We start from the raw sequence: 26,282 nt of genomic DNA, 5'->3' as shown, positions 1-26,282 counted from the left end.
CGCTAACGCTGAGTTCTCTTCAGCAGAGAGCTCACGGACGCTAAACCGTCCTTCTTGTTAACCTATATACTCATATATAATCTGTAAAGATTAGAGAAGATTTCCATTGTTAAAGTCAACATCAATTACTAAATAACTATTATTACAAGATACCTATACACTAAGTAAGGTAGTGAACGAATTGGTTCTACTCAAAGAACTGTAAAAAAAGACGAACGTACTATTAGTACTGGTCAGCTAAACAGATTACTCTGCGTACACATCCAGCCTATCAAGCTTGTAGTCTTCAAGCGTACTTCAGGGAGAGTTCATCTTGGAGTTGGCTTCCCGCTTAGATGCTTTCAGCGGTTATCTCATCCATGCGTAGCTACCCAGCGATGCTCTTGGCAGAACAACTGGTGCACCAGTGGCATGTCCAACCCGGTCCTCTCGTACTAGGGTCAGCTCTCCTCAACTCTCCTACGCCCACGGAAGATAGGGACCGAACTGTCTCACGACGTTCTGAACCCAGCTCGCGTACCGCTTTAAATGGCGAACAGCCATACCCTTGGGACCTGCTCCAGCCCCAGGATGCGATGAGCCGACATCGAGGTGCCAAACCTCCCCGTCGATGTGAGCTCTTGGGGGAGATCAGCCTGTTATCCCCGGCGTACCTTTTATCCTTTGAGCGATGGCCCTTCCACACAGAACCACCGGATCACTATGACCGTCTTTCGACTCTGTTTGAGTTGTATCTCTTACAGTCAGGCTCGTTTATGCCATTATACTCTACGATGGATTTCCAACCCATCTGAACGAACCTTTGTAAGCCTCCGTTACTTTTTAGGAGGCGACCGCCCCAGTCAAACTACCCACCAGACATTGTCCTCCAAGTGGTTCACACTTGCGAGTTAGCTATCAGAATATTCAAGGGTGGTATCTCAAGGATGCCTCATCTACAACTGGCGTCATAGAATCAATGGCTCCCACCTATCCTGCACATGAATATCCCAATAGCAATGTCAAGCTATAGTAAAGGTGCACGGGGTCTTTCCGTCTTTCCGCGGGTAGGAGGAATTTTCACCTCCACTACAATTTCACTGGATCCCTGGTTGAGACAGCTCCCATCTCGTTACGCCATTCATGCAGGTCGGTATTTAACCGACAAGGAATTTCGCTACCTTAGGACCGTTATAGTTACGGCCGCCGTTTACTTGTGCTTCATTTCAAACCTTCGCAGAGCTAAGTAATCCATTTAACATTCAAGCACCGGGCAGGCGTCACACCCTATACATCCTCTTACGAGTTAGCAGAGTGCTGTGTTTTTGGTAAACAGTCGGGAGGGACACTTTGCTGCGACCCGTCAATGCTTTATGGAGCAAGTCCACTCACAAATAGGGCACACCTTATACCGAAGATACGGTGCTAGTTTGCAGAGTTCCTTAACCAGGGTTCATCCACGCGCCTTAGAATACTCATCTCACCCACCTGTGTCGGTTTACGGTACGGGCGACCGTTGTTCTCGTTTAGAGGCTTTTCTCGGCACGACAGTATCATTGATTCAAAGCGCTCTCCGAAGAGATTGCTCTGCCTGTAAGCTCTCGGTCTAATGTTAAGCGGATTTGCCTGCTTAACAACCTACGTCCTTCGACCCACTATTCCATCAGTGAGCTCAATTAACTCTATGCGTCCCCCCATCACTCAAGCGAACAACAGTCGGTATTGGAATATTAACCAATTTGCCATCGTCTACCCCTCTCGGACTCGACTTAGGTCCCGACTAACCCTACGATGACGAGCATCGCGTAGGAAACCTTGGGTTTACGGCGAAGGGAATTCTCATCCCTTTTATCGCTACTCATGCCTGCATGCTCACTTCCAGCCGCTCCACCACTCCTTGCCGGTATGGCTTCTACGCTGACTGGAACGCTCTCCTACCACTCACATAAATGTGAATCTAGAGCTTCGGTGCTTGTCTTAGCCCCGTTATATTTTCGGCGCAGAATCGCTAGACCAGTGAGCTGTTACGCTTTCTTTAAAAGATGGCTGCTTCTAAGCCAACCTCCTGGTTGTCACAGCAACTCCACATCCTTTTCCACTTAGACAAGACTTTGGGACCTTAGCTGCTAGTCTGGGTTGTTCCCCTTTTGACGATTGATTTTATCACCCACCGCCTGACTCCCGAGGTTACACATGAAGTATTCGGAGTTTGATAGGGTTTGGTACCGCGGTAAGCAGCCCTAGCCCTGTCAGTGCTCTACCCCTTCATGCTACTGCTCGAGGCTATACCTAAATATATTTCGGAGAGAACCAGCTATCACTGAGTTTGATTGGCCTTTCACCCCTATCCACAAGTCATCCCAAGACTTTTCAACGTCAGCGGGTTCGGTCCTCCACTGGCTCTTACACCAGCTTCAACCTGCTCATGGATAGATCACTCAGTTTCGGGTCTGCAGCATCTGACTATGTCGCCCTATTAAGACTCGCTTTCGCTACGGCTTCTCGTTCGATTAACCTTGCCAGACACCACAACTCGCAGGCTCATTATGCAAAAGGCAGTCCGTCACACTTATAAATAATAGTGCTCCGAATGATTGTAAGCCATAGGTTTCAGGTTCTATTTCACTCTGCTCACCGCAGTTCTTTTCACCTTTCCCTCACGGTACTTGTTCGCTATCGGTCTAGTAGTAGTATTTAGGGTTGGAGGGTGGTCCCCCCATATTCAGTCAAGATAACACGTGTCCCGACCTACTCTTTCCTTAGTCTAGTACTCTATAAATGTTTTCGCTTACGGGAATATCACCCTCTGTGTTCACTCTTTCCAAAGTGTTCGGCTAACAAATATAGTATCACTAAGTGCCCTAATCCCATTTCGCTCGCCGCTACTTTGGGAATCTCGTTTGATTTCTTTTCCTTTGGGTACTGAGATGTTTCACTTCCCCAAGTTCGCTCTCCCGTAGGAGTAGTATGATTCTCACCATACTGGGTTGCCCCATTCAGAAATCCCCGGATCAAAGCTTCTTGGCAGCTCCCCGAGGCTTATCGCAGCCTAGTACGTCTTTCATCGCCTCTACTAGCCAAGGCATCCACCTATGGCCCTTAATATCTTTTTTATTCTAATTTGCGTTCACTACCTTACTTAATGTAAAGCAGTATTTGTAAATAATTGTAGTTATTTAGTTGATATATTTATAATTTGATTCTAGCAAGTATATAAGATTTCTCTTTTTAACCTCTAGTTATCTCTTTATAACTATATGTTGACTTTAACAATGATAATTTAATGAACATTAGACTTAAAGTCTAATTCAAACTCTTTTTTTTAAGAACTTGAATTAAACTTTGCTAAAAAATGGTGGAGAATAGCGGGATCGAACCGCTGACCTCCTGCGTGCAAGGCAGGCGCTCTCCCAGCTGAGCTAATTCCCCATTTTTTATAACCCAGATCACTGAGTACTAAGCAAGTAAAAGACTAAAATAACTATTTTTCTCTTGTACGACTCGGCATTTAGTGCCTCGCGTGTACTGGCTTTTAAGCCTTGTGAGATTTTCTTTGTATGTCAATTCAAACGAATGATTGACTTTACTCTAGAAAGGAGGTGATCCAACCGCAGGTTCTCCTACGGTTACCTTGTTACGACTTCACCCCAGTCGCTAATTCCACCGTAAGTGGTAGCCCCCCGAAGGTTAGCTTCCCAATTTCGGGTGAAATCAACTCCCATGGTGTGACGGGCGGTGAGTACAAGACCCGGGAACGTATTCACCGTAGCAATGCTGATCTACGATTACTAGTGATTCCAGCTTCATGTTCTCGAGTTGCAGAGAACAATCCGAACTGAGAGACGCTTTAAGTGATTGGCTCCACCTCGCGGTATTGCAACACTCTGTACGCCCCATTGTAGCACGTGTGTAGCCCTAGCCATAAGGGCCATGATGACTTGACGTCGTCCTCACCTTCCTCCTCCTTGCGAAGGCAGTCTCCCTAGAGTGCCCAGCCGAACTGCTGGCAACTAAGGACGAGGGTTGCGCTCGTTGCGGGACTTAACCCAACATCTCACGACACGAGCTGACGACAGCCGTGCAGCACCTGTTTTCAAGCTCCCCGAAGGGCACTACCGTATCTCTACAGTATTCTATCAATGTCAAGGCTAGGTAAGGTTTTTCGCGTATCTTCGAATTAAACCACATGCTCCACCACTTGTGCGGGTCCCCGTCTATTCCTTTGAGTTTTAATCTTGCGACCGTACTCCCCAGGCGGAACACTTAATCTGTTAAGTGCATCACCGCAATGACAAGCATCGCGACGACTAGTGTTCATCGTTTAGGGCGTGGACTACCAGGGTATCTAATCCTGTTTGCTCCCCACGCTTTCACGCCTTAGCGTCAGTAATGTTCCAGGAGATCGCCTTCGCTTTAGGTATTCCTAGTGATATCTACGGATTTTACCCCTACACCACTAATTCCATCTCCCCCTCCCATACTCTAGTCTAGCAGTTTCAAATGCAGTTCAATGGTTGAGCCATTGGATTTCACATCTGACTTGCTAAACAGCCTACGCGTCCTTTACGCCCAGTGATTCCGAGTAACGCTTGCACCCTCCGTATTACCGCGGCTGCTGGCACGGAGTTAGCCGGTGCTTATTCATATGCTACCGTCATTTTCTTGACATATAAAAGGAGTTTACACACCGAAATGCGTCATCCTCCACGCGGCGTTGCTGCATCAGGGTTCCCCCCATTGTGCAATATTCCTCACTGCTGCCTCCCGTAGGAGTCTGGTCCGTGTCTCAGTACCAGTGTGGCGGATCATCCTCTCAGAACCGCTACCCGTCATTGCCTTGGTGAGCCATTACCTCACCAACTAGCTGATAGGATATAGTCTGATCCCAAAGCGAAAAGACATTTCCCTTCTTACCTTATGATAAGAAGGTGTATCTAGTATTAATCACCGTTTCCAGTGGCTATCCCAGTCTTTGGGGTACATTAACTATAGTTTACTCACCCGTGCGCCACTCGTCAGCAAAATAGCAAGCTATTTCCTGTTACCGTTCGACTTGCATGTGTTAAGCACGCCGCCAGCGTTCACTCTGAGCCAGGATCAAACTCTCCATAATTGAGGTTAGTTTAATCTTTGCCCAAGAATTAAAATTCATTGGCTTTGTTTGCTCTCTATACTGTTACATATAGAAAGACTTGTAAAGTATCTATTGCTATAGATACCCAGTTGGGTATAAATAGAATAGACGGTTGTTGTTATTTAGTTTTTATAAGTAAACTTATTCTGACTAAGATAACTATTTCTAGTTATTAAAGTCTATCTACTTGCTTAGTTTTCAATGATCTCAAACTACCTGAAACTTCGTTACAAAGCCTCTTAAAACCTAAACTTTAGGTCTCTGTGTTTGTGGATGGGAATTATAGGGAATTGGAGCTTAATGAGTGCTTAAATATTTGGGGATTTTTAGGAAAAAGTCGGATATTGTAAAATTTATCAATTTTTACTCAATTTTCCTCTATCCAACCGCCTCCCAGAAGCTTATTGCCATCATAAAAAACAGCTGCTTGTCCTGCGGCAACACCAAAAACGCTCTCTTTAAGTGTTACGTACGCTTTTTCATCTCTTATCTCTACATGACACGGCACGGCTTTAGTTCTGTATCTTAGTTTTACTGTTGTATCAAAACTTGAAGCATCTGTATAGAGGTTTAGGTTTTTTAAAACAACGCTATCGCAAGCCAAATCCTCTTTTTTGCCGACAACAATGCGATTGTTCAGCACATCTATACTTACAACATAGTGAGGGTCATGCGCGCCTCTGACACTAAAGCCTCTTCTTTTGCCTATTGTATAGTGCATGTAGCCTTTATGTTCACCTACAACCTTTCCATCTTTATCGACGACTTCTCCCACTTTATCAACCTCAACAAAATCTTTAAGAACATCCGTATATGTTGTTTCAACAAAACATATCTCTGTTGATTCTCTTTGTGTTGCAAATGTTTCAAGTCCATGGATGGAAGCTGCCAACTCTTTTATCTCGCTTTTTTTTCTCTCTCCTAATGGAAATAGAAGTCTTGGCAGTATCTCTTTGTGCACATAAAAAAGAAAATAGCTCTGATCTTTTGTATCATCATCTGCTTCGTAAAAATACTCTCCATCCGTTTTGATGTAGTGTCCAGTTGCTATAAAATCTGCTCCAATGGTATCTGCGTACTTTACCATCTCGCCAAATTTAAGACTTCTGTTGCACAGAGCACATGGATTTGGGGTTTTGCCTTTAGCGTAAGTCTCAACAAAAGGCTGAAAAACTTTTGCATCAAAAATAGTCTGCAAATCAATCACATGAAGTTTTACACCGACAAAATCAGCCGCCTTTTTTGCTCTTGCTTCATGTATCTCATGATAACCAGGGCTGGAGTGTAGTTTCATATAGAGCCCCTCTACTTCATACCCATCTTCTTTTAAAAGCATGGCTGTAACAGTGGAATCAACTCCCCCGCTCATCCCGACTAAAACCTTTTTAGGCATGTTAGCAATCCTCTCTTTTTCTATACATTTTCTTCTTCCGTACTTTTTCTATTTTCATCTTTTACAAACTCTGAGAGGGTTTTGCAATATTTTGTCTCTCCAAGCCCTGATTCTTCAAGAATAGAAACTTGATTAATAATAGAACTCTCTATCTCTCTTATAATCTGCTCTAAATCATCGCTTAAAGTTATAAGTTGAAGATCATCAAGGGTTATCATTCCATTTTTATAGAGTTTGCTCTCTAAAAACTTCATAAGAGGCTTATAAAAAGCAACTCCGACAACAAATATCTTTACGCCAGTGACTTTCTTTGTTTGCACGAGAGTCAATGCCTCAAAAAGTTCATCTAAAGTTCCGTAACCGCCTGGAAAGATAACATAAGCGATAGAGTACTTTACAAGCATAACCTTTCTTGAAAAAAAATAGTCAAAATTGAGTTCTGTTGTCGTATATTTGTTGGGAACTTGTTCTGAAGACAGGTCGATATTGAGACCGATTGACTCAATATCTTTGCATTTGAATGCACCTTTATTTGCAGCTTCCATGATACCTGGTCCACCGCCTGTCATGATGTTAAATCCTCTTTGTGCTAACATAGAGGAGAGCTCTTGCGCGATTTTATAGTACTTAGAGCCACTCTTAGCTTTCGCACTTCCAAACATCGTGATAGTCGGTCCAAGATCTCCAAGATCATCAAAACCTTTTACAAAGTCAGCAAGTATTCTAAATACACTCCACATATCTGCTGATTTAATCTCTTTGACATATTTTTTTGCCAAATCTGCTTGATGCTTACGCATATATGCTCTCCCTAGCTACGATTTGAGCTGATTTAAGCGCTCTCTTTTTGTGCCAATCGTAGTTATCTGAACACCGAAATTTCCATCGACGATAACAACTTCACCCTCTGCTATAACATGGTCATCCACAAGTATGTCAAGAGGGTCATTTGCTAGTTGATTGAGCTCTATAACAGAGCCGATATCCATATTGAGGACATCTTTAAGGAGCATTTTTTTCTTTCCGATTCTTACTTTTACAGGAAGTTTTACATCCATAATAAGTGCGATATTGGTTAGTTCATCACTATTGAGTGCGCTATGAGAAAAAGTTTCTTCCATCTTATTGAAGCCGCCCTCTTTTTCTTTTTTAGAAGTTTTGTTTGTTTCAAATAGCTCATCATAAAGTGTCTCATCTACGATAAACATCAAAAGCGACTGTACACTTCCTACGCCAAAGCGATAGACATACATTTTGGAATAATTTTCGAGTGAAACATCTTTGTTTTCATCAACAAATTCAACATTTTCTATGTTAAAAGAGAGTGATGGAAGTTCTTTTTGAGCGCCAAGACTATTGGAGATAGCTCCAAAGATATTTGAGACAATCTCTTTTGCTGCATCTAAATCATCATCACTCACATCCTCTCTGCCGCTCTCCTCTTCACCTAACATCATATCTGAGAGCGCCGTTACGAGATTTGGAGTAAGTGCTACCATGGCAGAGGCTTTAAAAGCACCACTCACACCAATACGAAGCAGTACAATAGGTGGAACAATACTAGAAATAATGCTTAATTCCTGCTCTTCTTTAAGACTTAAAGAGGGAGCTTGACCAACAAGTGCTTCTATGGTTCCTACAGTCTCATTTTCAAACAGTTTTATAAAATTGCTCATTTTTTACTCCTCATCATAGCCATCTTCTTCACTTAACATAATCTCTTTAACACCTGAAATTTTTTCACGTCTCATAAGTTCAAAATTTTCTAAAGCTCGTTTAACCGCATCTTTTTCTGTTTCAATGATTTCACTCACTTGTATAGATTTTCTAAATCTTCTTAGACCAATTTTTCCTCGAAATCTATCTTTGCCATCCACTCGCACAGTGACGATATCATCTGCCGGACTCGTCAACCTTATAATATCTCCAACTTGAAGCTCTAAAACATCTCTTAGTGTCAGTTCAGCATTTCCAAGCATCGCTTCAATACCAACTTTTGCCCCGCCTAAAAGTACATGAAGTTCTGTATTGCGGCTCTTTTTTGTACTTGTTTCATTGAGCATCAAATCTCTGCTTGCAAGTTTTGGAAGGACAGGCTCAAGTGCGATAACCGGATAACAGATATTCATCATACCAGAACTTTGTCCGATAATAATCTCCATAACGACCATCACGACAATCTCATTTTGTGCAACTATCTGCACAACATTGGGGCTTGACTCTTTTGATTCGATGTTTGGAAAGATATCCATAACAGGACCCCAAGCCTCTTTGAGTGTACTCATCATAACACGCAAAATAGTCTCAAATAGAGAGAGTTCTATGTCAGAAAACTCTCTGCTTGCGTCAAATGGCTCGCCCTTACCGCCTAAGAGACGGTCTAACATAGGAAAAGCGATGGAAGGGTTTATCTCTATAACACCGCTTCCCTCCAAAGGCTTCATAGAGAAGACGTTGAAGCTTGTCGGGTTTGGCAGAGACATCAAAAACTCGCCGTATGTCATCTGATCTACCGAGTGAAGCTGAATCTCAACGATGGAGCGCATGATAGATGAGATTTGGGATGCCAAAGTTCTTGCCATCTTGTCATGGATACCACGGAATGCACGAAGCTGCTCTTTTGAGACTCTATTTGGACGCTTAAAGTCATAAAGCGTTACCTGTCTGTTTGAGACGGGAGACTCTTCTCCTGCTTCAAAAAGGTCGGTTTCATCATCAACGACGTCTAGTAGTGCGTCTATCTCTTCTTGTGAAAGTATATCTGCCATCTTAAGCTCCTACACTCTCTTTAATTTTATGGATAACGGACTTATGAATCTGAGAAATTCTCGATTCTGTAATATCCAAAACTTCGCTTATCTCTTTTAGGGAGAGCTCTTCAAAGTAGTAGAGCTGAATGACAAGCTGCTCTCGTTGACTATATCCGCTTAGAACAGTTTTGATAACATTTATAAGCTCATCACGCTCTATGGCTGCAAGAGAAGCTCCCTCATCGCCGATTTGGAGTTGGTCATCAAGTGGCATAACCGTGTAGATGGAAGAAGCTATACGTGCTTCATGTATCTTCTCTATATCTTCATGTAGCATCGTAGCTAGTTGTGCATCGGTTGGTTCTTCATCATGCGTAGCTCTATACTCTTCTACTGCGTAGTCTATCGCTTTGATAAGCTTTCTGCTTGAGCGGCTTACAACATCCAAACTTCTTAGATAATCAAGCATCGCTCCATAAACACGCTTTTTAGCATATCCCCAAAAAGAGTCGTTAAGTCCCTCGTCATATCTTCTTGCTAGTTTTATGAGCTCTTCCGTTCCAATAGCTGAGAGATCCATATAATCCACAGAGCTTGGAAGCCTCTCTTTTAGCCGAAATGCCATCGCTTTTACTGCAGGGAGATACTGAAGTGCAAGTTCATCTTTTTTATGTTTCAAGTCCTCAGTATATGCGCCAATCATCGGACACTTCCCATATCTGCGGCATTTGTTTTGATCGCGGCATCCGTAATTTTAATAGCAGAATCGATAAGTTTTTCTCTTTTGTTTATCTCAACTACATAGTAATCAAGTTTTTTCTCATGCTGCTCTTTTGGGAAAAAGTAGTTTTTTGCCACTGTTGTTCTGTAGTAAAAGGCAATAATAATATGAGAGAAGAGATAAAAAAATATGGTGATGAGAAACGTATATGCAAGAAGCCCCTCTGCATTGAATGATTTTAATATACCAAACACTATCCCTACAAAAAAACCTTGGACAGTAAAAAAATAGACAAAATTCTCACCAACCATCTACTTTAGTCCCAAATTAAATTTAAAAATGTTTTACTAAACGTTTAAAAAGCCCAGATAATCCACTCTCGCTTGGAGAAACTAGCACATTTCGTTCCAAATTACCGGCTATACTGTTTGCGATTGCGACGATATCTTTATGAACAGAAGAGTTAGGATAAGCAGAACTAAAGAGCGCTCTTTGTTTCACGGAAGTTGAAACTTTTAAGTCGCTATCTATCTTTCCTATAAGTTTGAGATTTAAGCCACTCCCGATATTTGCAAGAGCTACTTTTTTGATTTTTTCATACACGGCAACCGCTTCTTTAGAGCCTTTGACTTGGTTCATAATCAATCCGATATCATTTCTTAGAGCTGCAATGGTTTTGATAGTCGCATACGCATCGGTAATGGCTGCAGGGTCTGGAACAGTGACGACAATTACATCATCCGCCGCATCCAAAAACATCTGTATATGCTCTCCAATCCCCGCACCCGTGTCAATAATCATAAAATCAAGTTTATCTAAAACCTCAGCTTCATTCATAAACCTCTCAAAGAGAGCTTTATCGGAGTATTTGAGTATCTCATCGCCGCTCTCACCCGGAATAAGTATGAGATTTCTTGTAATTGGAATCAAGATGTCCGCAACCGTTGCTTCGCCTTTGAGCACGTGGAGGATATTTTTCTTAATCTTGACATTGAACATCACATCTAAATTTGCAAGACCGATATCTGCATCAAAAATACCTACATTAAAACCGCTTTGAGAGAGAACATACGCCAAATTTGAGCTTATCGTACTTTTTCCAACGCCGCCTTTACCGCTTGTAATAGCAATAAAACGGGTTTTTTTCGATTTTTTTGTAGCGTTTGAAGAGACCAGCTCTTCGAGTTTTTTCGCCTGATGCCCTATCATGCTTTGCTCCTGTTAAAACCCTCAAGTAAGCATTCTACTAAAAAATCACTGCTTGCACACACCAAATCCTCCGGAACTTCCTGACCTACAGAAAAGTAGCTAATGGGCTTTTTTGTCTCGTATGCAAGTGAAAATATATTGCCAAAGCCTCTCGTTTCATCAAGTTTTGTAAACATAAGCGTGTCGATGTTAAGGGCTGAAAAATTTTCATATGTTGCTTTGAGGTCTTCATACTTAATAGAACTTGGCACAACCAAAACAACATCGATGTTGTACTTGACGTCATTGCCCTCCAAACACTCATATATCTTCTCTATCTTTTTTCTGTCATAAGGACTAGAGCCCATCGTATCGATAAGTATATAATCACAATATCTAAGCGAATCAAGCGCACTTGCAAAATCCACAGGGTCAACAACCGTCTCGATACCTAGCTTCATCATTCGTGCATACTGCATCAGCTGCTCCACCGCTCCGATGCGGTAAGTATCAAGCACAACCAAACCGACTTTGTACTTTTTTTCCATCAGGTAGGAGTAGCGTGCAGCGAGTTTTGCTACAGATGTTGTTTTGCCTACACCGGTTGGACCCACAAGCATCACTACTTTTTTGTTGCCGACAGAAGGTGTACTCTCAAGTCGTATCGGCACCATTTTTCGCAAAACAGTCTGAAAATATCTCTTGATTGTTGCCGAATTTTCTCTCATTTTAAAGGGCATATGCTCTAACGTCATCCTCATGATAGCATCCAGATGTTCTCTGTTCATCCCGCTTTGCGATGCAAGTCTGTAGATTTCGGCAAATTCTGATGGGATATGACTCTCTAAATCAGGCGCTTTTTCTTCCCAGAACATATTTTGAATAATCTTGACCTTGTCGCCGAGTTTTGCGATTTCCGATTTTATCTCTTTAAGCTCTTTTGGCTCAAATACAGCCTGCGGTGTCTGCTCAGTATAGCTATAAAGCGGGTCTTTTACATCTGCTATCTTAGATATCTGCTGTGCGGCGTATGAGATATCATAAAGAACATCTGCACTCTTTTGAGTAAGCGGTCTGCCATCTTTTGGAATCGGAGCTGTCTTTTCATAACTCTCTTGCAAGTCACCCTCCACTCCCATCACTATCTCATAGAGAGCCTCACGACCGAGTGATTTTTTTTGTATCTCTTTTGTATCAATATGAAGCATTTGGTTGTAAAAAGGGTGTGTTTTTGCTTTTTTAAGCGCTTCTGATGGTGTTTTGCCTGTAAAAGTAAGTATTTTCATCTCTTTATATCCGCCAGTGGAATAAGCACGCTCTCTCTTTTAGCCCAATGAGCATGCGGGATTTGAAGTTTGGGCGTTGCAACAACTCTCTTGTCAAAAAATATAATATCCAAATCAAGCGTCCTTGGAGCATTGGCAAAACTTCTTTTGCGTGCAAATTTTTTCTCTACACGCATCAAATAATCTAAAAAAACCATCGGCTGCATACTCGTTTTTACGACAATAATTGAGTTAAAAAAATCATCCTGCTCTCTAAACCCAAAGGGAGGATTTTTCAAAATCAACGACTTTTGCAATAGTTCAACTCTTTTGTCACGTCTTAGATAGACTTCAAGATGCTCAAATCGTCTGAGTACATCGCCTACATTTCCGCCCACTCCGAGAGTCACTTTGTAGCGGTGCGAACTCTTTGGACTTCTTAGCCCAGAGAAGCGTAAATTTTTAAAAGTAGTAAGCCTCTCATCCAATTTACGCTGAATATACATAACTACTCTGCTTGAGCAGCTTGTTTTTGCATCTCTTGAACCGCTCTGATTTCATTGAAAATCTGCACCATTCCAACCATAGCAAGATGGTATCCAAAAGGACCAAACCCAACGATAGAAGAGGTACAAACCGCTGCAACCATATTTTGCTTTCTAAACTCTTCACGGCGGTGAATGTTGCTGATGTGTACTTCGATAGTAGGGAGGTTTACCGCTGAAATGGCATCACGAATAGCTATAGATGTGTGTGTATATGCCGCCGGATTGATGATGATACCCTGTGCATCGCCATAACACTCTTGGATTTTATCGACGATTTCGCCCTCGAAATTGCTCTGAAAAAACTCTATCTCTATCCCGCTTTGCTCTGCAAAATCTCTCATCTGCGCATGAATCTGCTCCAACTTCATCGCACCGTAAACTTGTTGCTCTCTTATGCCTAGCATATTAAGATTTGGTCCTTGAATAACTACTATTTTCATACTTTACCTTTTTGATTATTAGACTTCTTGCAAAACTAAAAACACGTTCACTAAGGCTTCGCTATGCTGCAGAATCGTTCACTTAGTTTTAAGTTTTGCAAGAAGTCTATTGTTTTTTTAAGCGGCTATTTTATCTAAATAAAGCATAATCTAGTTTAAATTTTTCAAAAAGATACCTAATGCAGATAATTACTCCTGATTATATTTTAACACCCGATGTGCTTTTAAAAGATGTGGCTGTTGCCTTTGATACGACCATACACAAAATCGCTCCGCTTGAAGAGCTGCAAAAAAAGTTTCCAGATGCCGATGTCATCAAACTCAAAAAAAACTCTCTTTTGATGCCTGGACTCATAAATGCTCATGTCCACATTGAGTTTAGTGCTAACAAAACAAGCCTCTCTTACGGGGATTTTATCTCATGGCTTTACAGTGTTATAGAGAATCGTGAAGAGCTTATAGGCGGTTGCGGCAAAGAGTGTATGCAGAGGGCTGTTGATGCGATGCTTGAGAGCGGTATCACAACCTTTGGTGCGATAAGTTCGCATGGAATGGACTTAGAAGTTTGCGCCGCCGCTGTGCAAAATGTAGTTTTTTTCAATGAGCTTATCGGTTCACAGGCAACCATGGCAGACGCACTTTTTGGAGATTTTAGAAGCAGACTTGATGCGTCAAAAAGTGTCCAAAGAGATGGTTTTTACCCAGCCGTTGCCATTCACTCACCCTACTCCGTCCATCCGATTTTAATCCAAAAAGCACTCCAAATAGTTAAAAACGAAGGTCTAAAACTTACCGCACATTTTATGGAGAGCAATGCCGAGAGAGAGTGGCTTGACAAAAGCGAGGGAGATTTTAAGGGCTTTTTTGAAAATCTGCTCAAACAGAGCAGTGCAACAAGCAGTGCGGCGGAGTTTTTGGCATCATTTCATGGGCAAAAAACCCTCTTTACCCATGTAGTAAAAGCAAGCGATGAGGAGTTGGGTAGTCTTGCATCAAACGGGCATACAATCATCCACTGCCCTATCTCAAACAGACTTTTGGGCAACGGTGCGCTTGATTTGGTAAAAGTTCAAAAGCACTCCATCAACTGGGTTTTGGCGACAGACGGACTTAGCTCCAACTATAAACTTGACCTTTTTGAAGAGATGAAATGCGCCCTTTTTATGCACTCAAATATGCCTCTTTTGGATTTGGCGAAACAACTTCTAAAAAGCGTGACAAAAGATGCGGCAGAAGCACTTGGACTCAACACGGGCGAGATAAAAGAGGGAAAAAACGCCGATATGCTTGTTTTGGACTTAGATAAAGAGCCAACCGATGAATTAGCCATCCATTTAATACTCCACCGCTATAATATCTATCAAATTTACATCAACGGAAAAGTACAAAAATGCAGTTTATAAAAAATATATTCTCCCCTATCTTAGCGGTTATGAAGTTTATCCAAGAGCATTTTAAGGCGATGCTTTTTTTGCTTCTTCTTTTTCTTCTTTTTGCGCCACAAAGCGAAGAGGATTTGAAACCAAACAACCTTGAAGAGATACATCTTGCAGGTCCTATCATGGAGGTCTCAGAGGTCGTCAAGCAGATAGATGAGGCAGCGTCAAACACATTTGTAAAAGGGATTTTGCTAAATGTTGACTCTCCCGGCGGTGCCGTTGCTCCATCCATAGAAGTTGCGTATGCCATCAAAAGAGCAAAAGAACAAAAGCCCGTTGTCGTTTACGCAAGCGGCACGATAGCAAGCGGAAGCTACTATGCTAGCATCTGGGCAAACGAAATCATCGCAAATCCCGGTTCAATGGTGGGAAGCATCGGTGTTATCATGCAGGGTGCTGACGTAAGTGCGCTCATGCAAAAAATCGGCATCAAATCCCAAAGCGTGCAAGCAGGAAAGTACAAAAAAGTGGGTGCAACCGACAGAGAGTGGACAGAGTACGAGAAAAACGAACTTAACAAAGTGATTCAAGGCACATACGATCTCTTCACATCAGATGTTGCGACTGCAAGAGGACTTGACATCAACAAAAGAGACAACTTTGCAAACGCACACATCTTCACAGCACATCAAGCAAAAGATGTCGGTTTAGTCGATAGCATCGGGGTTGCGTATGATGCGAAAAAGAGAGTGGTTGAACTCAGCGGTGTAAGCGAACCACTTTGGAATGAAGAGGATAAGTTTGATAAACTGATGAAAAAGCTCTCCGCCCAAACGGCAGTTACGCTGCATACTTACTTTCCAGAGTTAGTGTTGCGCTAACCCTGCTCTCTCAAGCGAGAGTAAAAACTCTTTTCTCCACACGCCGCCGCTATATCCTCCAATTGTTCCATTTGATGCGACAACCCGATGACAGGGGATGATAATGGAGATGGGGTTTTTAGAGTTTGCGTTGGCGACTGCTCTTGTGGCTTTTGGGTTGCCAAAGAGTTTTGCTTCTTGTGAGTAGGAGAGCGTTGTGGCGTATGGGATTTTTTGGAGTGTTTCCCAGACGCCTTTTTGAAATGGCGTTCCAAAAGGGGAGAGTGGCACGGTAAATATTTGTCGCCTTTTGGAGAAGTATTCGTTTAGCTCTTGCTCAAGTTGCAGTAAAAGAGGATGGTTAGAGCACTCGCTTTGTATTTCATCATCCACAAAATCAAGATATGTAAGAGCAACTCCATCCGCTACAGCAATCATCTCACCGATGGGAGTGGAGATTGTACGGCTAAATTCCAACAATAATCACTTCTCAAGCTCTTTTTTTTCAGGTTTTTTGCGAAACATATGGTACTTTTCTCTCTCTAAAAGATCCTCAATATAGGACTCTTCTGCTTTTTTAACCTTTTTCCATACACCTGAAGGAAGTCTCACTTGAAGTTTGTCTTTCTCTTTGAGTTTGATGATTTTTTTGATAGAGAGCACTTTGGAAACAGGAGAAAAATCGACATCCGTCAAATCAATATCGTTTTTATAATAAAGCGTCTGCTTCTTAAAATTTCCCCATCCAGGAATGCCATCTTCGGTATAGGGAACCTCGTAGCCATTTTTGAAACTTACCATGAGTTTGTAGTGGCTATTTTCAAAAATTTGCTCTATCTCTCCCCCACCAAACACCAGACCATAAACCCTATCTCCGACTTTCGCGTTGTCAAAATATGCCATTGTTCGCTCCTTTTTTAAAGCGAATTATACTCTCTAAGCGTTACAGAATAGCTACTAAAAACTAGCTAGTTTTTCACAACCCTGATAACACTCGGTATGTTTGCCATAATTCTCTCAACTCTATCCTGCCAAAGTGCGCCGAACTCTTTTGCTTCCTCTTTGCTTGCCATGCCGCCCATCATTTTTTGCATAAGCATCTGCATTTTTGGGCTTCCGCCGATGGAAGATGGGTCATAGTAAACATCTACGCTTTTGCCGTTGTCTGTTCTTGTAAGTCTTATGGAGGAGTTGATGTTTGCGTTAAACTTCATCAAAGAGTGTCTTGCAAATTTTCCGCCTAAGCCTTTGAAACCGCTTTTTTCTGTCGCACCCGTTATCTGAGAGACAACATTGCCGATGACGCCTGCAACGCCCTCTTCCATAGGGTCTCTAAACTCTGCTTTTATCTCACCTCTTACCGCTCTTGCGTCTGGATAGAGTGCTTTTAAACCCTCTAAAGTTATGAGGTATGCACCTGCAACTGTTGGACAGCTATGTCCTGCGGCTTTAACTACCTCTAAAAAAGTAATCTCATAAATACCGTCTTCAAATGCACCTAAAACATTTGACAAAGGATCTACCACCTTGATACTCTCAACACTATCGAAAAACTTTGGATAACCCATACTTTACTCCTATATTTTGCTTTTTTGAAGGACTTTTGCCCTTACAATCATCTCATCACTCATTAAATCAAATATCTCATCAACCTCTAAAGAGGATATTTCCACCACTTTAGACTTTTTTGAAATCTGCGCAAACCCTTTTTTGCTCTTTAATTTCGGATTGTTTGATTCTATCATTTTTTCTAATAGTGCAACTTGATTTTTAGCAATATTGAGCCTTTTATCTATTGCGTCCGGAAATCTGCTTTGCACAAGCTCCAGCTCTTTGTAAAAATTTTGCATTTTAAACGAGATAGTTCGGTGCAACTGCTCTCGTATCTGTTTAATCTCTTCAATTTTATGTGTCACTTTTCTCTCAATGGAGTGCTGCGCGAAAAGAGCCGTAAGGTGTGAGAGTTCTTGTTTGAAGTTGTAGATTTTTTGTCCCACTCTTTGTGTCAAACTCGTAAAAAGCGCATCGATAGAGAGGTAGAGTTCGTTTGTGTCTGGCAAAATCATCTGCATCGCCGCACTTGGCGTGGGTGCTCTTAGGTCTGCTACAAAATCACTTATCACCCAGTCTATCTCATGTCCAACCGCCGAGACGATGGGAGTTTGGGCTTGAAAAATCGCATCCGCCACTATCTCTTCATTAAACGCCCACAAATCCTCTATGCTTCCACCGCCTCGCCCTATAACGATAATGTCATGCCCATTTGTGTCTGCCAAAGAGAGTGCTTTTGCGATGGCTGGAGCTGCATTTTCCCCCTGCACCAAAACATCATAAACATCTATCTCCAAAAGTCTGTATCTATGTTGCGCAACCCGAAGCATATCTTGCAAAGCCGCACCAGTTGCAGAGGTGATAAGGGCGATTTTTTTTGGAAATTTTGGTAGTTGTTTTTTTCTTGAAGCTTCAAAATAGCCCTTTGACGCAAGTCTGCCCTTAAGCTGCTCATACGCCAACGCCAACGCCCCATGCCCAGATGGCGAAATGGTAAAACAGTTTATCTGATACTCGCCACGAGGTTTGTACAGCGTCACCGCCCCATCAAGAACCACCTTAAGCCCCTCTTGAAGCTGAAACTTGAGCTTTGCGGCGTTTGCCTTAAAAATCACGGCTTTTATGGTGGAGTTTTCATCTTTGAGCGTAAAATAGACATGTCCACTGCTATGATGTGTAATGCGAGAAAGCTCTCCCTCCACCAAAACACGGCTAAAACTCTCCTCTATAAGGACTTTTATCTGCTCGTTTAGTGAAGAGACGTTTAAGATATACACTCTTATTTCTCCTCTAAAAGCGGCATATCTTCTATGACCGACACTTCTACACTCTCATTATCAAAATCTTGAAACTCTATCTTGGAATCTTTGAGCGTTTTTGTCGCTTTTGCGCCTAGTTTTTTGAGGTTTTCCACACGTCCTAAGATGTTGCCACTTCCCTCGCTGAGTTGTTTGTGTGCAGTGTCATAGCTGCTTGCAAGGGCCTTTATATGGTTGCCGACCTTGTTAAAACTCTCTGCGTACCCCACGACTTTATCATAAAGTTTTCCTGCCTCGTCAAAGAGTTTTGTCGCAAGAGTGTTGGACTGTTCACTCTGCCAGTAGAGGTAGATGGTGCGAAGTGAGACGGTCAGTGTAGATGGATTTACGATGGCTATATGTTTTTTTAGAGCGTACTCATAAAGCGAGGGGTCTCTTTGAACAGCCAACGCAAACGCCCCCTCGATGGGAACAAACATAAAGACATACTGCAAAGTGCCTATCTTGTAGTGTGCATAATCCTTAGAATCAAGCGTGTCGATGTGGTTTTTAAACGAAGCTACCATGTTTGAGACGGCAACGCCCCGCTCCTCTTCACTCTCGGCTCTGATATAAGCATCATAATCATTGAGCGAGACTTTAGAGTCTATAATCATGGTGCGCTCTTGCGGCAGTTTGATGATAACATCGGGGCGTTTTGTGTCGCCTTGCTCATCTTTGTAGCTCTGTTGCGTGTAGTAGTGGACATTTTTAAGCAGTCCCGAATACTCCAGAACGCTCTCCAAAATCATCTCGCCCCAACTCCCCTGCGTCTGCTTTTTACCTTTAAGTGCGGTTGTGAGATTTTGCGCCTCTTGACTTATGCTCATCCCCGCTTTTGTCACTTGCTCTATCTCTTTTGAGAGTTCGGCAAACTTTTTTACGCTGCTCTCTTGCGTCTCTTCTACCTTTTTTTTGAAAGAATCAATGTTTTCTTTAAACGGTTTGAGGATGGTGTCTAGCGACTTGAGAGAAGTTTCATCAAATTTTTTCAACTTGCTATCTAAGTTGTTTTGCATGATTTCGTTGAGTTTGAGTTCTAGTTTTTTTCCCTGCTCTTCAAACTCTGCTTTTAGTTTCTGGTTATTCTCTTGTTGAGCAGTTAAATTTGCTTCAAGCCCAGCATTTTTTAAAAGAGCCTGAGATAGATTTTCTCTAAGGGTATCTATGGCAGAGAGATGCGTTGAGAGTTTTGCCTCAAAATCCTCTTTTAGCAAAAGTTCTCTGTTTTGAAGCTCTGCAATCTGCTGCTTTAAAAAAGGGATAGCCGCTACTAACTCCCTTTTATCATTAAGCTCTTCAAGCACTTTCGCATCCACTAAGCTAGCTCTTCTAAGCCAAAGGGCAGAACCCACAACAACACCCAAAAGCACTACTGCTGCTATGATATTTACAAATTCCATCTCTTGACCTTTTTAAAAATAGCAGCTATGCGCCAGTGTAAATAACTACTTTTTTCTCGCAATAATAAGTGTTGAGATATCCATAGAGAAGCTCTTTGTATAAACTATCTCAAAGCCTGCCGCTCTTAGTTCATTTTGCATATTTGCTACCGTGGAGAAGTCCTCTATGGAGTTTGGCAAGTACTCGTAGGCTTCAAGGTTATTGGAGATAAAACCGCCGATTTTAGGGAGGATTTTGTTCATGTAAAAGTCTCTGATTTTTCCAAGAAGCGATGGATTTTCATTTTTCATAAACTCTAGGATTACAACAAGACCGCCCTGTTTTAAAACTCTGTTAAACTCTCCGAGGGCAGCTTCTCTCTCGACGACATTGCGTATGCCGTATGTGATGCTTAGGATGTCGGCACTGCTATCTTGAAGCGGAATCTCTGTTGCTTTTGCTATGTGGTAGTTAAATTTCGGAAATTTCTCCCGTGCAACGCCAACCATGCCCTGTGATGGGTCAACACCTACTATCTCGCCTACTGCTATGCCGTTTGTTTCAGATCTTTTTTTCCAAAAGTCCATCATATCGCCGGTGCCGCATGCAACATCAACTATCTTGTCAATGCTATCTTTTGCATAAAAACCATAAGCCAAATCACACGCTTTGCGTCTCCAGCTCTTGTCCACTCCCATACTCATAACACGGTTTGCGGTGTCGTAAGTCGGTGCGATGTCATCAAACATCGATACTATTTTTTCTTGTTTTTCCATAAGCCTAGCCCCTTTTCATCCACATAATTATATCTTGCTCATCTTGTGCTATATTTAAGATTTCAAATCTCTCATGCACTCCGCCAAAACCGACCTCTCCGCCCATTTGAGGGGATACAAAACAGAGATAATAATCAACAAACTCTTTTGAGAGTTCAAACATCTCACGCCCACCCTCAATCATGATATTTTTATACCCTTTTATAGCCTCAAAACTATCTGCTATCATCACTTCTCTATCCGGTACGCTAAAAAGCGGGATAGTTGTGTCAAACTCTTTGCGCCTTGAGAGTATCAGCACATCAGGTGCTTTGCCGCTCACTAGCCTTGCGTCAAGTGTGGGACGGTCTATGCGTACCGTGTTGCCCCCTATAACAAGCAAATCGCATACATCTCTCATGGCATGAACGAGTTTTCTTGAGCTTTGCGAGCTAATCACACCGCCATCAACACTACCGTCTAGTCTCTGCGCCCATTTAAAAAAGACAAACTGCTTCTCTTGAGAGAGTTTAAATGGTTTCAGCAAAGCATCACACTCTTTTTCCATAAGATGTTCTTGAACTTCAACGCCTGCATTTTTGACTATTTGGCTTCCGCCGCTTGCGACTACATGGCTGTCGTTTGAGCCTACAAAGAGTTTTTTAATGCCAAGTTTGGAGAGCAGATTTGCACATGAGGGGGTTTTGCCGATGTGTGAGCAAGGCTCTAGTGTCGTAAAAACTGTTACACCGTTAAAGCAATTGTTGTGATTTTGTAAAAGATAGGTGTGGATATCTGCAGAGTTTGTAAGATTTAAAATTATTTCATCGCAAGTCAGTTTGTGGTACGCCGCTTTGAGTGCTTCGACTTCAGCATGCGGTGCACCCGCTTTTCTATGGGCTTCTATGGCTAAAATAGCCCCGTTTTGTGCCACCACAGCACAACCCACTGCTGGGTTTGGGTAAGTTAAACCCTGATATTTCCAAGCCTCTCTCAAGGCTAGATTCATAAAAAAGTGGCTATCAACTACCATTCAAAATATGTTCTAGCTTTTGAAATTTGTGCAAAATCGACACAAACTTCCTCGCCATCAACATCAAGAGTAATCATTGCATCTTCTACTTTTAGAAGCATTCCCTTGTACTTTTCTTTTGTCTTTAAAGTAAGCGAAACTCTCTCGCCAACTGAAAGAGCAAACTGTTTAAGCGTAGCCACTTTTCTCTCAATCCCCGGACTTCCTACTTCAAGTCTATACTCTCCATCAAGAGGAGGCGTGACATCTAAAAGAGGAGAAACAAGACGGCTCAAATGAGCGCACTCATCCAAACTCACTCCTTTTCTTTTGCCATCTTCAAGCGTGCCAGAGAGTACACTTACTCTGTAAATAATCTCTTCATTCTCTTTTACTGTTGCAATGTCATAAATCTCTAGCCCCAAAGAGCGGGCAAACGACTCTATATCTTTTTCTAAACTCATAAACTACCTACTCTTTAGCAATTTTTTTAAATAACTCTTCGAGTGTTTGCGACTGCCCAAACTGCTCATCAAACTCAAATGTTAATCTCGGAGAGCGAAACCATCCCTGATTTTTCATGCAGTATGTCTCAATGATAGGTCGTGCATTTCTCAAAAGTTTCAAAAACTCATTTTTCTCTTGTTCTGAAAATGATGATGGATGAATATAAACTTTTGCATCGCTTCTGCCTTTTGAACACTTGACATCTATGATATCAAGGGCATGAAGCCTCGCATCCCCAAGCGAACTAAGTGCCGCAGGAATCAGCTCCAAGAGAACCGATTCTGTTCTTTTTACCTTAATTTGTGCTTCTGTCACAGTGATACTTTTTGCTCAACTTTTTTGAATGTCTCGATAACATCGCCAGCTACAACATCATCGTAACCTTTAATCATAACACCACACTCGTAACCATTTGTTACCTCTTCAACGTCATCTTTGAAACGTTTGAGTGACGTAAGTTCGCCCTCATGCACAACAACACCGTTACGGATAACACGTACAAGACCGCCACGGATAAGCTTGCCATCCACAACGACACATCCTGCAACAAGCCCCTTAGGTGCTTTAAATACATTTCTAACATCCGCTTGACCGGTATTAATCTCTGAGAACTTAGGCGCCATCATACCTGTAAGCATACCAGTCATATCATCAAGAAGCTGATAGATGATAGAGTATGTCTTGATATCAACATTTTTCTGCTTTGCAAGTGCTTTTACATTTCCAGTAGGACGCACATTAAATCCAAGAAGAACACAGTTTTCACTGTTTGCAACGAGTTCAACGTCATTTTCCGTGATTCCACCCACGCCTGAAGAGATGATATTAATCTTAACTTCATCATTTCTAAGCTCGCCGAGTGCTCCTCTAATTGCTTCAAGAGAACCGTGAACATCTGTTTTGAGAACGACTTTAAGTGATTTTAGTCTTCCCTCTGCAATCATACTCGTCATATCTTCTAGCGTTGACTTAGTACTTAGAGACAACTCTTTGTGTCTGTCATACTCATGACGCTTCATCGCATACTCTCTAGCCTCTTTATCACTAGCCATTGCCATCATAACTTCACCGGAAGATGGAACTTCATTGAGTCCGACAACCACTGCTGTATGGCTTGGTTTAATGTTATTTATCTGCTGTTTGTGTTCATTAACAAGCGCTTTTACACGACCATACGCGCTACCGCACACAACATAATCACCCACTCTAAGTGTTCCATTTTGAACGATAACTGTCGCAACAGGACCACGTCCTTTTTCAAGTGAAGACTCAACGACTGCCGCTTTAGCCATCGCATTTTCATTTGCTTTGAGTTCTAAAACTTCTGCAGTAATAAGAATATTTTCAAGTAAAGCATCAATCCCCATTCCGGTTTTTGCAGAGATAGGAATAAACTCAATGTCCCCGCCCCAGTCAATTGGATTTAAGCCGCGTTCTGCCATTTGAGCCTTGACCATATCCGGATTTGCGCTCTCTTTATCCATCTTGTTAAGAGCAACGATAATAGGTACTTTAGACTCTTTTGCAAGTTTGATAACTTCATCGGTTTGTGGCTTCACACCATCATCTGCTGCAACAACGATGATAACGATATCGGTTACATCTGTTCCTCTTTGGCGCATTTGAGAAAACGCTGCGTGACCTGGAGTATCTAAGAAAGTAATAGGCTTACCGTGTTGCTCAATAGTGTATGCTCCGATATGCTGTGTAATCCCGCCTGCTTCGCCTTGGGTTACTTTGGCATTTCGTATAGCATCCAAAAGTGATGTTTTACCGTGGTCAACGTGTCCCATGATAGTAATAACAGGAGGTCTCTCAGTCGCATCGTCATCAATCGCTTCTGCCAAATCATCTTCATAGTTAAACGCATCTTTTGGATCGATTGTTGTTACTTCGATGCCAAAATCTTCAGAAAGAATCTCAATCTCATCTTTGCTCAAAAAGTCATTTTTCATCTTCATAACGCCGAAGCTAAAGAGAACTTTGATAACATCCGCAAGAGTTTTATTTACTTTTTCTGCAAACTCATAAACACGGATGTCTTCAGGAATCTCAACATGAGTTATAACAATATCTTCTGGTTTATCTTTTTTGTATGTTTTTCTCTTGTCACGAGAGACGTTTTTAGACTTAGGAGCAGAGGTTTTGTTTGAGTTTCTTCCCATTGGCTTTTGAAGTTTTGCTTTTTTAGGCTCTTCTGCAATGATTTCTCTTCTCTCGGTTGCATTGAGGTCAAGTAGCACTATCTGGTCATCCATATCCATAGAGACTTCACTCAGTGAAGCACCAAAAATATCTATTTTTATCCCTTGCTCTTGTCTTTTTGCTGCTCCAGAAGAGCCGAGTTTTGCTTTTTTCTTATTTGCAAGTTCTTCTAAGACTTCTGCACTTATCTTCCCATAAGATGAGATTGCAGCTGAAGTCTGCTTTGAAGAATGCGTAAAGCTTTCTTGATGTATCTCTTCAGCTTTAGGCTGTTTTTTCTTGACAATCTTAAGTCCTGATTTTTTTATCTGCATTTTCATAGCATCTACAGACTCTTCAGCCTCAACTTCTTCTTGCAACACTTTTGTTTCTTGGACAACAGCCTTTGGTTCAGCTTTAGGCTCGGCTTTGACTTCAAGAGCAATCTCTTCTTTTGTTTCGACTTTTAAAGGAGTTTCACTATGTTTTGGAGATCTATTTGTTTGGAGCTCATTTGTCTCTTTTGGGGAAGTTATCTCTTCTTTTTGAGTGTTACTTGATGATTTCACATCTTTTTTTATCTCTGGCGCTGCTGCTTGAGCCACTTCACCATTCATGATGTAGTTCATCAAGTTCTCCGCTTCTTCCATGGAGACTGAACTGCTTGCAGATTTTATCTCAATGCCCATCTCTGAAGCTTTTTTAACTACATCTTTAGAAGTGATTCCTAGCTCTTTAGCGATTTCGTGTACTCTAACTTTTTCTGTCATCAATGATGATCTCCTTTAGTATGTTCGAAAATTTGTCTCTATCCCCGCTTTTACACTGCCGCATAAGCGCTTTGAGTACTTTTTTTTCATCTGCAAGACAAATTTTACATAGATAAAAACTTCTGCCATTCCCTCTAAAAAGACTAAGTTGTGATTCTATGCACTGAAGTCTAAAAAGATGAATCTGTGCATCTCTTTGTCTGCAAGAGATACACATCCTAAGAGGTTGGTTAAATTTTTTCGCCATTATATCCAAAAGTTCCTTGATTTGCTTTAGAAAACTTATTTATCAACAATAAGTCCCTCATTATCGAAATTAAGAACCTTTACCGCAAATTCTGGAAACTTTTGAGCAAGTTTCGTCGCAATAGACTCAGAATCCTCATCATAGACCATAGAGAAAAATGTAGAACCGCTTCCCGAGAGCGTACTCATAAGCGCGCCGCTCTCATAGGCTATTTTTTGGACATTAAAGAGCTCTGGGAGTGTTTTCATTCTTGCTCTTTGATGAAATCTGTCTTGTGATGCAATTTTTAAGATTTCCCAATCTTCGTTAAAAAAAGCGGCAACACTTAGCGCAGTATGAGAGAGGTTGTAGATAGCACTCTCTTTTGAGTAGGATTTTGGCAAAAGCGTTCTTGATTTGGCTGTACTCATCTGCTTGTTTGGTATAACGACGACTGCCTTAATATAATCCGGAAGATGCTTTTTTTGAGAAAAAACCTTACTTTTTTCAACTGTTGCAACATTAAAACCGCCCATCACGGCAGGAGTTATGTTGTCCGGATGTGGTTCATAGACAAGAGCATGGTTGAGGATTCTTCTTTTTGAGACTTTGATGCCCGCTGCTTCATGCGCACTGGCAACAGCACTCACAATAACAGCAGAAGAGCTTCCAAGACCCCTTGACATGGGAATCTCGTTGAAAAAATTGAACTTAAAATTCTGTTTTTTCTTTGTCAGTCTGTTGTAGTGCTCATTGAAGATACTGATAAAAAGGTTATTGCCTTTGAGTTTTGGGTTATTTTCACCCTCACCTTTAATGCTGACACTGAAAAATTTGGAGGGATGAAACTCAACTACATTGCGCAAATCAACTGCTAAACCTAAAGAGTCAAATCCTGGTCCAAGATTTGCACTGGTTGCTGGTACACTTATCGTCACT

At 41.8% G+C, this 26,282-nt stretch carries 23 protein-coding genes, 1 tRNA gene and 2 rRNA genes; 2 read left to right on the top strand and 24 right to left on the bottom strand.

Annotation, left to right across the window (positions count from 1 at the left end; translation table 11 throughout):
- Positions 1–202: 202 nt before the first annotated feature.
- From AC6H4V_RS03665 to aroQ, 13 genes are all read right to left on the bottom strand, one after another.
- Positions 203–3,092, bottom strand: a 23S ribosomal RNA gene (locus AC6H4V_RS03665).
- A 240-nt stretch (positions 3,093–3,332) separates the two neighbouring features.
- Positions 3,333–3,408 (bottom strand) — tRNA-Ala (locus tag AC6H4V_RS03660).
- Positions 3,409–3,571: 163 nt separating this feature from the next.
- Positions 3,572–5,092: ribosomal RNA gene (locus AC6H4V_RS03655) — 16S ribosomal RNA — on the bottom strand.
- Together the 16S and 23S rRNA genes with 1 tRNA gene alongside form the textbook arrangement of a ribosomal RNA operon.
- Before the next feature lie 388 nt (positions 5,093–5,480).
- Positions 5,481–6,506, bottom strand: coding sequence for a tRNA 2-thiouridine(34) synthase MnmA (gene mnmA / locus AC6H4V_RS03650; RefSeq protein ID WP_497607507.1), 1,026 nt, complete (start codon positions 6,504–6,506; stop codon positions 5,481–5,483).
- Between the two features lie 20 nt (positions 6,507–6,526).
- Positions 6,527–7,306 carry an LOG family protein gene (locus AC6H4V_RS03645; protein ID WP_497607506.1) on the bottom strand — a complete coding sequence of 260 codons (780 nt, stop codon included), beginning with the start codon at positions 7,304–7,306 and terminating at the stop codon, positions 6,527–6,529.
- Positions 7,307–7,321: 15 nt separating this feature from the next.
- A complete protein-coding gene (gene fliY, locus AC6H4V_RS03640) occupies positions 7,322–8,182 on the bottom strand; it encodes a flagellar motor switch protein FliY (protein ID WP_428730444.1) in 861 nt (286 codons plus the stop codon).
- A 3-nt stretch (positions 8,183–8,185) separates the two neighbouring features.
- Positions 8,186–9,274, bottom strand: a complete 1,089-nt coding sequence (fliM, locus tag AC6H4V_RS03635) for a flagellar motor switch protein FliM (protein ID WP_428730443.1) — start codon at positions 9,272–9,274, stop codon at positions 8,186–8,188.
- Between the two features lies 1 nt (position 9,275).
- Positions 9,276–9,959: an RNA polymerase sigma factor FliA gene (locus tag AC6H4V_RS03630; RefSeq protein ID WP_497607505.1), complete on the bottom strand. Its 684-nt coding sequence runs from the start codon at positions 9,957–9,959 to the stop codon at positions 9,276–9,278.
- Complete coding sequence (locus AC6H4V_RS03625) at positions 9,956–10,288, bottom strand: hypothetical protein (protein WP_497607504.1); 333 nt, start codon at positions 10,286–10,288, stop codon at positions 9,956–9,958. Before AC6H4V_RS03625 ends, AC6H4V_RS03630 begins: the two co-directional genes overlap by 4 nt.
- Before the next feature lie 22 nt (positions 10,289–10,310).
- Positions 10,311–11,186, bottom strand: a complete 876-nt coding sequence (locus tag AC6H4V_RS03620; protein WP_428730440.1) for a P-loop NTPase — start codon at positions 11,184–11,186, stop codon at positions 10,311–10,313.
- Entirely contained in the window at positions 11,183–12,451 is a 1,269-nt protein-coding gene (gene flhF / locus AC6H4V_RS03615; RefSeq protein ID WP_497607503.1) for a flagellar biosynthesis GTPase FlhF, read from the bottom strand. The genes AC6H4V_RS03620 and flhF overlap by 4 nt, the downstream gene beginning before the upstream one ends.
- Entirely contained in the window at positions 12,448–12,936 is a 489-nt protein-coding gene (gene folK / locus AC6H4V_RS03610) for a 2-amino-4-hydroxy-6-hydroxymethyldihydropteridine diphosphokinase (protein WP_497607502.1), read from the bottom strand. Before folK ends, flhF begins: the two co-directional genes overlap by 4 nt.
- 2 nt (positions 12,937–12,938) lie before the next feature.
- On the bottom strand, positions 12,939–13,418 hold the full coding sequence (aroQ, locus tag AC6H4V_RS03605) for a type II 3-dehydroquinate dehydratase (protein ID WP_299858187.1): 480 nt from the start codon (positions 13,416–13,418) through the stop codon (positions 12,939–12,941).
- A 179-nt stretch (positions 13,419–13,597) separates the two neighbouring features.
- Between aroQ and mqnF the strand changes: the two genes are divergently transcribed.
- Entirely contained in the window at positions 13,598–14,821 is a 1,224-nt protein-coding gene (gene mqnF, locus AC6H4V_RS03600; RefSeq protein ID WP_497607501.1) for an aminofutalosine deaminase family hydrolase, read from the top strand.
- Positions 14,809–15,678 carry a signal peptide peptidase SppA gene (gene sppA, locus AC6H4V_RS03595; RefSeq protein WP_497607500.1) on the top strand — a complete coding sequence of 290 codons (870 nt, stop codon included), beginning with the start codon at positions 14,809–14,811 and terminating at the stop codon, positions 15,676–15,678. The genes mqnF and sppA overlap by 13 nt, the downstream gene beginning before the upstream one ends.
- On the opposite strand, the gene AC6H4V_RS03590 is transcribed toward sppA, so the two are convergent.
- From AC6H4V_RS03590 to thrB, 11 genes are all read right to left on the bottom strand, one after another.
- The gene (locus tag AC6H4V_RS03590; protein ID WP_497607499.1) at positions 15,664–16,137 is read right to left on the bottom strand and encodes a methylated-DNA--[protein]-cysteine S-methyltransferase; all 474 of its coding nucleotides are present in this window, start codon (positions 16,135–16,137) and stop codon (positions 15,664–15,666) included. The genes sppA and AC6H4V_RS03590 overlap by 15 nt on opposite strands.
- A gap of 3 nt (positions 16,138–16,140) precedes the next feature.
- Positions 16,141–16,560 carry a hypothetical protein gene (locus AC6H4V_RS03585; RefSeq protein WP_428730432.1) on the bottom strand — a complete coding sequence of 140 codons (420 nt, stop codon included), beginning with the start codon at positions 16,558–16,560 and terminating at the stop codon, positions 16,141–16,143.
- Positions 16,561–16,625: 65 nt separating this feature from the next.
- On the bottom strand, positions 16,626–17,225 hold the full coding sequence (locus tag AC6H4V_RS03580) for an FmdE family protein (RefSeq protein WP_428730431.1): 600 nt from the start codon (positions 17,223–17,225) through the stop codon (positions 16,626–16,628).
- Positions 17,226–17,234: 9 nt separating this feature from the next.
- The gene (gene xseA / locus AC6H4V_RS03575; protein WP_497607498.1) at positions 17,235–18,485 is read right to left on the bottom strand and encodes an exodeoxyribonuclease VII large subunit; all 1,251 of its coding nucleotides are present in this window, start codon (positions 18,483–18,485) and stop codon (positions 17,235–17,237) included.
- A 2-nt stretch (positions 18,486–18,487) separates the two neighbouring features.
- Positions 18,488–19,909, bottom strand: coding sequence for a DNA recombination protein RmuC (locus AC6H4V_RS03570; RefSeq protein WP_497607497.1), 1,422 nt, complete (start codon positions 19,907–19,909; stop codon positions 18,488–18,490).
- 45 nt (positions 19,910–19,954) lie between these two features.
- Positions 19,955–20,665, bottom strand: a complete 711-nt coding sequence (gene ubiE / locus AC6H4V_RS03565; RefSeq protein WP_497607496.1) for a bifunctional demethylmenaquinone methyltransferase/2-methoxy-6-polyprenyl-1,4-benzoquinol methylase UbiE — start codon at positions 20,663–20,665, stop codon at positions 19,955–19,957.
- Positions 20,666–20,669: 4 nt separating this feature from the next.
- A complete protein-coding gene (ribD, locus tag AC6H4V_RS03560) occupies positions 20,670–21,677 on the bottom strand; it encodes a bifunctional diaminohydroxyphosphoribosylaminopyrimidine deaminase/5-amino-6-(5-phosphoribosylamino)uracil reductase RibD (protein WP_428730427.1) in 1,008 nt (335 codons plus the stop codon).
- On the bottom strand, positions 21,671–22,120 hold the full coding sequence (locus AC6H4V_RS03555; protein ID WP_428730426.1) for an LSm family protein: 450 nt from the start codon (positions 22,118–22,120) through the stop codon (positions 21,671–21,673). The genes ribD and AC6H4V_RS03555 overlap by 7 nt, the downstream gene beginning before the upstream one ends.
- Positions 22,121–22,127: 7 nt before the next feature.
- Positions 22,128–22,478: a 30S ribosome-binding factor RbfA gene (rbfA, locus tag AC6H4V_RS03550; protein WP_428730425.1), complete on the bottom strand. Its 351-nt coding sequence runs from the start codon at positions 22,476–22,478 to the stop codon at positions 22,128–22,130.
- Positions 22,475–25,117, bottom strand: coding sequence for a translation initiation factor IF-2 (gene infB, locus AC6H4V_RS03545; protein WP_497607495.1), 2,643 nt, complete (start codon positions 25,115–25,117; stop codon positions 22,475–22,477). The genes rbfA and infB overlap by 4 nt, the downstream gene beginning before the upstream one ends.
- 282 nt (positions 25,118–25,399) lie before the next feature.
- Positions 25,400–26,281, bottom strand: a complete 882-nt coding sequence (gene thrB / locus AC6H4V_RS03540; RefSeq protein WP_497607494.1) for a homoserine kinase — start codon at positions 26,279–26,281, stop codon at positions 25,400–25,402.
- Position 26,282 lies beyond the last annotated feature (1 nt).

The sequence above is a fragment of the Sulfurimonas lacustris genome (assembly GCF_059705355.1).
This window is presented reverse-complemented; position numbering and strand designations above follow the sequence as displayed.